The sequence below is a fragment of the Sinomonas sp. genome, assembly GCF_036848755.1.
Classification (GTDB): domain Bacteria; phylum Actinomycetota; class Actinomycetes; order Actinomycetales; family Micrococcaceae; genus Sinomonas.
In genome coordinates this window covers 45,648-55,614 of record NZ_DAIUJO010000006.1, presented here as the reverse complement: position 1 = coordinate 55,614, position 9,967 = coordinate 45,648, and the positions used below count along the sequence as shown (strand labels likewise).

Genomic DNA, 9,967 nt, shown 5'->3' with positions numbered 1-9,967 from the left:
TCAGGCCACTGGTGGCGATCAGCCCAGCCCGCCTGACCCGACCGGTCCCCATTCCCCGACGCGTCCGATCCACTCGACCCGTCCCAATTCAGAAGGAAGCAACTGATGTTCACCGGGATCATCGCCGAACGCGGCACTGTCGTCGCTGTCGATTCGACGGGCGAGAGCGCCGTCATCACCCTCTCGGCACCCACGCTCGCCGCAGACCTGCCCCTCGGCGGTTCGATCGCAGTCGACGGCTGCTGCCTCACCGCGACCCGCAACGACGGCCACACGTTCACGGTCGACGTCATGGGGGAGTCCCTGGCCCGGACGACGATCGGCGGACTCGAAGCCGGCGACACCGTGAACCTCGAGCGATGCGTTCCCGCTGGCGGTCGGTTGGACGGACACGTCGTCCAAGGGCATGTGGACGGCGTGGGGGTCCTCGCCGAGCGCGAGCCGCTCGAGAACTGGCACCGCCTCCGCTTCTCGGTGCCCGAGGCACTCGCACCCTACATCGCGGAGAAGGGGTCCATAGCGGTCGACGGCGTGTCCCTCACCGTGACGGGCGTGAGCCCCGCGGGGGACGAGGAACAGTGGTTCGAGGTCGGCCTCATCCCGGCGACGCTCGCTGAAACTGGCCTCGGGTCGAAGCCCGTCGGGGCTGCCGTCAACCTCGAGGTTGACGTCCTCGCGAAGTACACGGCGCGTCTGCTCTCGTTCGGGAGCCGGGACCGACGCACAGCGGGCCAAGCGGGACAGGCCGGTCTCGCCGGTCAGGGGGCGTCGGCATGAGCGCCCAGATCCAGGCCATCCGGCTCGAGCCCGTCCAGGCCGCGGTCGACGCGCTCCGCGCGGGGCGCGCCGTCGTCGTCGTCGACGACGAGAACCGGGAGAACGAAGGCGACATCATCTTCGCCGCACAATTCTCGACCCCCGCCCTCATGGGCTGGACCATCCGGCACACGTCCGGGGTCGTCTGCGCCCCGCTCTCCGGCGAGATCGCAGACCGGCTTGCGCTCCCGCCGATGGTGGCAGAGAACCAGGATGCCAAGGGCACCGCCTATACCGTCTCGTGCGACCTCCGGAGCGGCGTCTCCACGGGAATCAGCGCCACAGATCGTTCGAAGACCGTGGTGGCCCTCGCTGACGCCCGGTCGACGGCGGCGGAATTCACCCGACCGGGGCATATTTTCCCGCTGCGGGCGGTTGAGGGTGGTGTGCTGGCGCGCAGGGGACACACCGAGGCGGCTGTGGACCTGTGCCGTCTGGCAGGCTTGGCTCCGGCAGGAGTGATCGCAGAAGTGGTCCACGACGATGGGGAGATGATGCGGCTGCCCGCGCTGCGGGAGTTCGCCGACGAGCATGGCTGCCCGCTCATTTCCATCGAGGACCTCGCAGAGTTCGTGGCGGCCCGCCGGGGCGCCGGGGAGGAATGACATGACGACCAGTACGGTCCCGGCCAACGGAGCACGACGGCCCGGCCACCCAGTGACGAGTGGCCCTGTCGTCAAGCTGCCCACCGCGTTCGGGGAGTTCATCGCCCAAGCCTGGATCGACGAGGAGACCGGAGCGGAACACCTTGCTGTGAGCTCGCCCGAGCCGCCGGCACCCGGCGTGGCGCCGCTCGTGCGCCTCCACTCGGAGTGCCTGACCGGGGACGTCTTCGGCTCCTACCGCTGCGACTGCGGGGAACAGCTCGCGTACGCGCTCGGGCTGATCCGAGAGCAGGGCGGAACGCTCCTGTACCTGCGGGGGCACGAAGGCCGCGGCATCGGGCTCGCCAACAAGATCCGGGCCTACTCGCTGCAAGAGGCAGGCTTCGACACGGTCGAGGCGAACGAGCAGCTGGGCCTTCCCGTGGACGGGCGCTCGTACCACGCCGCCGCGCAGATCCTCTCGGAGATGGGGCTCACGCACATCCGGCTCCTGAGCAACAACCCCGACAAGCAGAACCGGCTGGCCCAGGCCGGCGTCCATGTGGTCGAGATGGTGCGGACCGAGGTCCCCTCGCGCGCCGAGAACCTTCGCTACCTGCAGACGAAGAAGGAGCGCATGGCGCACCTTCTCACGCTGGACGTGGAGGCCGCTCTGCCGACGACGCACCCCGACAACCACTGAACCAAGCACTTCGGGCCCACGGCGAGTGGGCCCACGACAGACAGGATCCTCCCCTCGTGAGCGGACACGGCGCACCCACCCTTGCCCTTGACGACCCCGGGCTGGCCGAGCTGCGGCTCGCCATCGTCGCGGCCAGCTGGCACACCCAGATCATGGACGGACTGCTCGACGGAGCGCTGCGCGCAGCCAAGGAGGCCGGCATCGACGCACCCACCGTCGTGCGCGTGCCGGGGAGCTTCGAACTCCCGGTCGCCGCTGGCAAGCTCGCCGAGACGCATGACGCCGTGGTGGCACTCGGCGTCGTGATCCGCGGCGGCACACCCCACTTCGAGTACGTGTGCGAGGCAGCCACGGTCGGCCTCACTGACGTGAGCGTCCGGACGGGGGTTCCGGTCGGCTTCGGGGTGCTCACGTGCGACGACGAGCAGCAGGGCCTCGACCGGGCCGGGCTCCCCGGCTCGAGCGAGGACAAGGGCTACGAGGCGACGACGGCGGCCCTCCTCACAGCGGCGACCCTCCGGGCGCTCTGATCCGGATCCATCGGACCCTCCGATCCGTCCCTCTCCCGCCCGGTGTCGGCTTCGTCACATGCACGCAGTCACACGGCTGCTTCGGGTGCGGGAGGCCGGATGCGCTCCGATAGTCTTGACCCCGTGAAGGATTTCGAGTCGCTGTTCGCCGAGCTCAGCGAGAAGGCCACGAGCCGCCCCGAGGGCTCGCGCACTGTCGTCGAACTGGACTCAGGGGTCCACGGCATCGGCAAGAAGATCGTGGAGGAAGCCGCCGAGGTCTGGATGGCAGCCGAGTACGAGTCGGACGTGGCGGCCGCGGAGGAGATCTCCCAGCTCCTCTACCACGTCCAGGTGCTGATGATCGCGAAGGGTCTCACGCTCAAGGACGTGTACGCGCATCTCTAGCCGCGGAGCGCACTCGCTTTCAGTTTCGAGCGCGCCCGTGGCAGAAGCCGAGCACACCTCCTTCGAGACCAGAAAGACCGCCATGCTCCGTGTAGCAGTTCCCAACAAGGGCTCCCTGTCCGAGGCCGCCTCGTCCATGCTCTCCGAGGCCGGCTACCGCCAGCGCCGGGAAGGCCGCGAGCTCGTCATGCTCGATCCGGAGAACGACGTCGAGTTCTTCTTCCTGCGTCCCCGCGACATCGCGGTCTACGTGGGCCAGGGGACCCTCGACGTCGGGATCACCGGCCGCGACCTCCTCATCGATGCCGAGGTAGAGGCAGAGGAACTCCTGCCCCTCGGCTTCGCTGCGTCGACGTTCCGCTTCGCGGGGCCGGCTGGCGAGTTCGCGTCCGTCACCCAGCTCGAGGGACGCCGCGTGGCGACGAGCTATGACGGCCTCGTCCGCACTTACCTTGCCGAGCAGGGCGTCAAGCCGGCGCGGATCGTGCGCCTGGACGGCGCGGTCGAGTCCTCGGTCCGCCTCGGGGTCGCCGACGCCATCGCGGATGTCGTCGAGACGGGGAACACGCTCAAGGCCGCCGGGATGGAAGTCTTCGGCGATCCGATCCTCCAGTCCGAGGCCGTGCTCATCGGCCGCAAGGGCCACGCTGTCTCGGCGATCGACGTGCTCATCCGCCGGCTCACGGGCGTGCTCGTGGCCCGAAAGTACGTCCTCATGGACTACGACGTCCGCAAGGAACTCGTCGAGCAGGCCTCGGCCCTCACACCCGGCCTCGAGTCGCCCACCGTCTCGCCGCTGCGTGACTCCGAGTGGGTCGCGGTCCGCTCGATGGTCCCGAAGAGGGAGACCAACCGGGTGATGGACGAGCTGTATGACTTGGGCGCTCGCGCAATCCTCGTGAGCAGCATCCACGCCTGCCGGATCTAGGGGAGGGGCGAACCATGGGCGTCGCAGTCCGCGTCATTCCGTGCCTCGACGTCGATGCCGGGCGCGTCGTCAAGGGCGTCAACTTCAAGGGTCTCCGCGACGCAGGCGACCCGGTCGAGCTCGCCCACCGGTATGACCGGGCGGGCGCCGACGAGCTCACGTTCCTCGACGTCACGGCGTCCTCGTCCGAGCGGGAGACGACGTTCGACGTCGTCCGCCGCACCGCCGAGGAGGTCTTCATCCCGCTCACGGTAGGCGGCGGCGTCCGGGGCGTCGCGGAAGTCGACCGTCTCCTGCGGGAGGGCGCCGACAAGGCGTCGATCAACACGGCGGCGATCGCGAGACCGGACGTGATCGACGAGATCACCCGGCATTTCGGTTCGCAGGTCCTGGTCCTCTCCGTCGACGCACGTCGGGTCCAGGGGGAGGCCAGCACGCCCTCCGGGTTCGAGGTGACGACGCACGGGGGGCGACGGGGAACCGGCATCGACGCCGTCCAGTGGGCGAAGGAGGCCGCCGACCGGGGGGTCGGTGAGATCCTCCTGAACTCGATCGACGCGGACGGCACGAAGGAGGGCTTCGACCTCGAGCTCATCCGCCTCATCCGCGCAGCGGTCACCGTCCCGCTCATCGCGTCAGGCGGAGCAGGCACGCCCGAGCATTTCCCGCCCGCCGTCGACGCAGGCGCAGACGCTGTGCTCGCGGCGTCGATGTTCCATTTCGGCCCCGACGACATGATCCGCCGCGTGAAGGACGCCCTCCGCGCCGCCGGGCACGAGGTCCGCTGACCAGCCTCCCCCTGGGCGGTCGCGCGAGGCGGTCGGCTTACGATCTGGCGAGGCGCCCGGCCTCGGTCCAGCCTGTTCCGAGGTACGACGGGGCTTCGACGCCTTCGACAATCGTGTAGATGACCTCGGCACCCTCGAGGAAGGCTTCTTCGGCGAGAGCCGAGAGGACCGCCGGACCGAGTTCGTCGGGGTCCGCTCCGTGCTCGAACTCGAAGCGGCCGACGACTGCGACGCTGTCTCCGAAGGCGATGCGGCCCTTCGCCGCAGGGCGACCGAAGAGCGTGACCTCGACCGCGTCATACGGACCGAGCGGTGCCCCGACGACGTCGCCGCCCTCGGGCAGTCGCGGCGGCTGCTCGACGTCGGCCGTCCTGACGGCGAAGACGACAGCATTGCCGCCGGAGGACGGGGAAAGCGCCGTCGCCGCGGCGGCTGGAGAACCGCTGTGGGCGTCGCCCCCGGGGCCGTTGACAGCTGCCCACAGCGGGGCAATGGACTTCCAGGTCTCGTCGAACGCGGGCATGCCCTCATCCTGCCACTTTCGGGGCGGACGACGGCGGCGGGTGGCGCTAGAAGCCGACCTCGGCTGCCGTGAGGAGGGCGACCGCGTCGGGCTGCCCTTCGAACGTTACGAGCGCGTGCGAGCCCCGGCCCGTCGCATGCAGGAGCAGTTCGCCGGGCTCGCCGACGATTGCCACCGAGACGGCCGCCCGTTTGGCGACGTGCCGTGGGCCCTGGGAACTGACGAGCACAATGCCGAGATCGACGCCGCGGTACAGGATCGCGGCCTGGCGCACGAGGTGCTCCCAGAGTGCGTCCGCGTACCCGTCGTCGAGGGCGCGCGGGGCCCAGCGCTCGGTGGCGCGGCGCACGTCTTCGGTGTGCACGAAGAACTCCGCAAGGTTGGCCGCCTCGTCGAGCCGAGGAATCCGGAGCGGAGAGGTCCTCGGAGGCCCCGCCCGGAACGAGGTGACCAGCTGGGCGTAGGCGCCGGGGGTTGCGGACTTTGCCGCCAGCCGGGCCGTCGCAGCATCGGACACCCCCCGCAGCCGGCGCACGGCGAGGCCGAAGCCGACGCGCGCGTTCCGCTCGCGGAGGTACAGGTGCGCCGCGAGCTCCTTCGTGGCCCATCCCTCGCAGAGGGTGGGCGCGTTGGGTCCGGCCGCGAGCAGGGTCTCGGCCAGGACTTCCCGGGACGGCGGAACGAAGTGCATCACTAGCGAAACTAGCACGCGCGGGGGTGCCCGCGCGCACGGTCAAGCGTGCCCTTCGCGACCACTAGACTTGAGGGGATGTCCGAGCAGAATGAGCCCACCTCCGAGCGCGTCCAGACGGCAGCCCCATCACCGGCGGTCGACGGCGCGCACCCCGCTCTCGCGCCCGATGTCGCCGAGCGTCTCAAGCGAGACCCGGCCGGGCTCGTCGCTGCTGTCGTGCAGCAGTACGACACCCTCGAGGTGCTGATGGTGGGCTGGATGGACGACGAGGCGCTGCGGCGGACGCTCACCAGCGGACGGGTGACGTTCTGGTCGCGCTCCCGCCGGGAATACTGGCGCAAGGGCGACACGTCCGGGCACGTCCAATGGGTCAAGTCGGTGTCCCTCGACTGCGACGGCGACGCTCTGCTCGTCCAGGTCGATCAAGTCGGCGCAGCCTGCCACACCGGCACGAGGACGTGCTTCGACGGCAGGGGCCTGCCCGCCGTCGTCGGCCAAGCCTGAACCCTTTTACCCACCCGCCCCTGGAAGGCACCCCACCCACACCATGCTGGACCTAGGAGTCATCGAACCCACGCTCGGGGAGTTCAGGAAGCTCGCCGCGGACCGGCGCGTCATCCCCGTCCGCGTCAAGCTGCTGGCCGACGCCGAGACGCCCATCAGCCTCTACCGCAAGCTCGCGGACGGGCACCCTGGCACGTTCCTGTTCGAATCCGCGGCGGTCGGAGGCTCGTGGTCGCGCTATTCGTTCATCGGGTCGGAGTCCCGGGCGACGCTCACGAGCAAGGGCGGCGAGGCTCATTGGACGGGCGAGCCGCCGGTGGGCGTGCCCCGGGGCGGGAATCCACTCGAGGCGCTCAGGGACACGGTCGCTGCGCTGCGCACCGAGCGCTTCGACTCCTTGCCCCCGCTCACGTCCGGCATGGTTGGCTTCGTCGGGTGGGAAGCCGTGCGCCGGTGGGAGAAGCTCCTCTCGCCGCCTGAGGACGACCTCGAGTTGCCGGAGCTCGCGATGAACCTCGTGACCGACCTCGCCGTGCACGACAACGTGGACGGCACGGTGACCCTGGTGGCGAACGCGATCAACTTCGACAACAGCAACGAGCGCGTGGACGAGGCATGGCACGACGCCGTCGCCCGCCTGACCCGCATGGTCGAGCGCGTGCTTGAGCCTTCCCAGGCCGCCGTCTCCGTTCTGGGGCCCGTGGTCGACTATCGCGACAAGGTCGTCGAGAACTGGGAGGAGTCGGGGTACCTCGCCGCCATCGCCCGCGGCAAGGAGGCCATCGTGGACGGCGAGGTCTTCCAAGTCGTCATCTCCCGCCGTTTCGAGCTCGACTTCGCTGCCCCGCCGCTCGACGTCTACCGGATCCTCCGGGCGATGAACCCGAGCCCCTACATGTACCTGCTGAGCCTCGCGGACGCGGACGGCCGTGAGTACTCGATCGTCGGTTCCTCGCCCGAGGCGCTCGTGACGGTGACGGGAGATCAGGTCGTCACCCATCCCATCGCCGGATCCCGCCCGCGCGGTGCGACGGTCGAAGCGGACCGGGCCCTCGCCGAGGAACTCCTCGCGGACGAGAAGGAACGCGCCGAGCACCTCATGCTCGTCGACCTCGCCCGCAATGATCTCTCCAAGGTCTGCCGCCCCGGGACGGTCGAGGTCAGCGAGTTCATGGCGGTGGAGCGGTTCAGCCACATCATGCACCTCGTGTCGACCGTGGACGGCCACCTTAGGCCGGACGCCACGGCCTACGACGTCCTGGCCGCGACGTTCCCTGCGGGAACCCTTTCCGGCGCGCCGAAGCCGCGTGCGCTGCAGCTCCTCGACGAAGTCGAGCCCCGACGCCGGGGCGTGTACGGCGGCGTGGTCGGCTACTTCGACTTCGCGGGCGATATGGACATGGCGATCGCGATCCGCACTGCCCTGCTGCGGGACGGCCGGGCGTACGTGCAGTCGGGAGGCGGGATCGTCGCCGACTCGGATCCAGTCGCCGAGGCGCTCGAGTCCGTCAACAAGGCCGCAGCGCCGCTGCGGGCAGTGCACACGGCCTCAGCCCTGCGGTCTGCCGCGACCCTTCCCGGAGTCGGGGAGGGGATCTAGCGTGACGGAATCGTCGAACATCGTTCCCTCCGCCGGCCACGAACCGGCGCCTGTGCCGGCGTGGGCCCGGAAGTCGACCGTCGTCGGGCTGAGCGTCCTTGTCGCGATCCTCGCGTTCGGGTCGACCACCCAGACGTGGATCGACGCGGACGTCCAGGGCGCGGCCGTCCGCACCGCTCACGTAATGGTCCAGGGGAGCAACGCAGCGACCGCCGTGACCGCCCTCGCACTCGTCGGCCTCGCGGGCGTCCTGGCTGCCGCGGTCGCGGGCCGCGTCGGCCGCTTCGTCGCGAGCGCCGTCGTCGTCCTCGCCGGGGTCGGCGTCGCGGCCTCCTGCATCGCGGTGATCGCGGACCCGCGGGCCGCGGCGGACAGTTCGATCGCGAAGGCCACGGGCGTCTCGGGCGGGCCAGCCACAACCGTGCTCACGTGGTTCCCGGCCGCCGCCGCGGTGGCCGGGACCCTGCTTGCCCTGTGCGGCATCCTGTCAATTGTCGCGGCCCGCAGATGGCCCACGCGCACCAAGTACGACGCCGGAGCGGCTCCCCACAGGCGTGGGAGCGGACCGCGCGGGGAGGCGGCGGAGGCCGAGGGCGGGCCGGGCACCCGCGTTGATGAGATCGACGGATGGGACCGGCTGACGCGCGGCGAGGACCCGACGAGCTGAAGGCGCCAGCGATGTCATGCGGCTCAGAGCGCCGGGCCGGAGATGGCAGAATGACATGAGACACCCAACCGAGGAGAAGAACGACATGAGCAACGCGAGCGGTTCCCAGGACAACACCAAGGTGGCCCTCCACGGCGAGGACCTCGGCCACGGGAACAGCCCAGCCGCGTGGACGTGCGTCTTCATCATGCTGATCGGCGCGCTCGTCTCGTGCATCGCGTTCGTCATCGCCAACGCCCCGATCTTCTGGGCCGGCGTCGTGATCATCGCGATCGGCCTGATCGTCGGCTGGGCCATGCGCCGTGCGGGCTACGGCGTGGGCGGCAGCAAGCTCAACAACACCCACTGATGGCGACCGTCCTCGACGACATCATCGCGGGGGTCCGTGAGGACCTTCAGGTGCGGCGGCGCGACGTCCCCCTCGAAGCTGTTCGTGAGGCGGCGGCCGCGCGGCCGCAGGCTCTCGACGCGTTCGACGCGCTCGGCGGCAGCGACGAGCCCCGGCGGGACCTCAGGGTCATCGCCGAGGTCAAGCGACGGAGCCCTTCCAAGGGTGACCTCGCGGACATCGCAGACCCTGCCGCGCTCGCACGGCAGTATGCCGAGGGCGGGGCGTCCGTCATCAGCGTGCTGACCGAGGGACGGCGCTTCAACGGGAGCCTTGAAGACTTCGACGCCGTGCGGGCCGCCGTCGCGACGCCGCTGCTCCGCAAGGACTTCACCGTTGATGAATACCAGATCCACGAGGCCCGGGCGCACGGCGCCGACCTTGTGCTCCTGATCGTCGCAGCGCTCGACGACGCGGAGCTCAGGGGCTTCCTCGACCTCACCCACGGACTGGGCATGAATGCCCTCGTGGAGACCCACACGGAAGAGGAGATCGATCGCGGCCTCGCCGCCGGCGCCCGGATCCTCGGGGTCAACGTCCGCAATCTCAAGACGCTCGACGTCGACCGCGGCGTGTTCGGCCGGCTCGCCGACCGCATCCCGGTTGGCCCCATCGTCGTCGCCGAATCGGGCGTCCGCGGCCCTGAGGACGTCGCGGAATACGCGGCCCTCGGTGCCAACGCAGTGCTCGTCGGCGAGGCCCTCGTGACCCACGGCTCGCCCCGCGAGCGGATCGCAGCATTTCAGCGCAGTGGCGCGGCGGCCATCGCCGAGCGCCTCGGCGCGCACTGAGCCGAGGGGACGCCCGGTCCCGGACGTCCCATTCCGGCGGACTTCGACAAGGATGGAGAGACTG

At 70.1% G+C, this 9,967-nt stretch carries 14 protein-coding genes; 12 read left to right on the top strand and 2 right to left on the bottom strand.

Annotated elements, in window-relative coordinates; genetic code table 11:
• Positions 1-105: 105 nt before the first annotated feature.
• The 7 genes from V7053_RS01860 (at position 106) to hisF (ending at position 4,736) form a co-directional block, all read left to right on the top strand.
• Complete coding sequence (locus V7053_RS01860) at positions 106-777, top strand: riboflavin synthase (RefSeq protein ID WP_334170559.1); 672 nt, start codon at positions 106-108, stop codon at positions 775-777.
• The gene (gene ribB, locus V7053_RS01855) at positions 774-1,421 is read left to right on the top strand and encodes a 3,4-dihydroxy-2-butanone-4-phosphate synthase (protein ID WP_334170558.1); all 648 of its coding nucleotides are present in this window, start codon (positions 774-776) and stop codon (positions 1,419-1,421) included. Before V7053_RS01860 ends, ribB begins: the two co-directional genes overlap by 4 nt.
• A gap of 1 nt (position 1,422) precedes the next feature.
• Positions 1,423-2,103, top strand: coding sequence for a GTP cyclohydrolase II (ribA, locus tag V7053_RS01850; RefSeq protein ID WP_334170557.1), 681 nt, complete (start codon positions 1,423-1,425; stop codon positions 2,101-2,103).
• A gap of 56 nt (positions 2,104-2,159) precedes the next feature.
• Positions 2,160-2,633 carry a 6,7-dimethyl-8-ribityllumazine synthase gene (gene ribH / locus V7053_RS01845; protein WP_334170556.1) on the top strand — a complete coding sequence of 158 codons (474 nt, stop codon included), beginning with the start codon at positions 2,160-2,162 and terminating at the stop codon, positions 2,631-2,633.
• A 123-nt stretch (positions 2,634-2,756) separates the two neighbouring features.
• The gene (locus V7053_RS01840) at positions 2,757-3,020 is read left to right on the top strand and encodes a phosphoribosyl-ATP diphosphatase (protein WP_334170555.1); all 264 of its coding nucleotides are present in this window, start codon (positions 2,757-2,759) and stop codon (positions 3,018-3,020) included.
• A gap of 82 nt (positions 3,021-3,102) precedes the next feature.
• The gene (gene hisG / locus V7053_RS01835; protein ID WP_334170554.1) at positions 3,103-3,948 is read left to right on the top strand and encodes an ATP phosphoribosyltransferase; all 846 of its coding nucleotides are present in this window, start codon (positions 3,103-3,105) and stop codon (positions 3,946-3,948) included.
• Positions 3,949-3,962: 14 nt separating this feature from the next.
• The gene (gene hisF / locus V7053_RS01830) at positions 3,963-4,736 is read left to right on the top strand and encodes an imidazole glycerol phosphate synthase subunit HisF (RefSeq protein ID WP_334170553.1); all 774 of its coding nucleotides are present in this window, start codon (positions 3,963-3,965) and stop codon (positions 4,734-4,736) included.
• Between the two features lie 37 nt (positions 4,737-4,773).
• Here hisF and V7053_RS01825 read toward each other — a convergent pair whose 3' ends face one another.
• Complete coding sequence (locus V7053_RS01825; RefSeq protein WP_334170552.1) at positions 4,774-5,259, bottom strand: hypothetical protein; 486 nt, start codon at positions 5,257-5,259, stop codon at positions 4,774-4,776.
• A 46-nt stretch (positions 5,260-5,305) separates the two neighbouring features.
• Complete coding sequence (locus tag V7053_RS01820; protein WP_334170551.1) at positions 5,306-5,950, bottom strand: TIGR03085 family metal-binding protein; 645 nt, start codon at positions 5,948-5,950, stop codon at positions 5,306-5,308.
• A gap of 78 nt (positions 5,951-6,028) precedes the next feature.
• On the opposite strand from V7053_RS01820, the gene hisI reads away from it, so the two are divergent.
• The 5 genes from hisI to trpC all read left to right on the top strand — a co-directional run bounded on the left by hisI (position 6,029) and on the right by trpC (position 9,903).
• Positions 6,029-6,457, top strand: a complete 429-nt coding sequence (gene hisI, locus V7053_RS01815; RefSeq protein WP_334170550.1) for a phosphoribosyl-AMP cyclohydrolase — start codon at positions 6,029-6,031, stop codon at positions 6,455-6,457.
• 43 nt (positions 6,458-6,500) lie between these two features.
• On the top strand, positions 6,501-8,057 hold the full coding sequence (locus V7053_RS01810) for an anthranilate synthase component I (protein WP_334170549.1): 1,557 nt from the start codon (positions 6,501-6,503) through the stop codon (positions 8,055-8,057).
• Between the two features lies 1 nt (position 8,058).
• Entirely contained in the window at positions 8,059-8,724 is a 666-nt protein-coding gene (locus tag V7053_RS01805) for a Trp biosynthesis-associated membrane protein (RefSeq protein WP_334170548.1), read from the top strand.
• Between the two features lie 85 nt (positions 8,725-8,809).
• On the top strand, positions 8,810-9,073 hold the full coding sequence (locus tag V7053_RS01800; protein ID WP_334170547.1) for an HGxxPAAW family protein: 264 nt from the start codon (positions 8,810-8,812) through the stop codon (positions 9,071-9,073).
• Positions 9,073-9,903, top strand: a complete 831-nt coding sequence (gene trpC, locus V7053_RS01795; protein WP_334170546.1) for an indole-3-glycerol phosphate synthase TrpC — start codon at positions 9,073-9,075, stop codon at positions 9,901-9,903. The genes V7053_RS01800 and trpC overlap by 1 nt, the downstream gene beginning before the upstream one ends.
• Positions 9,904-9,967: the final 64 nt, after the last annotated feature.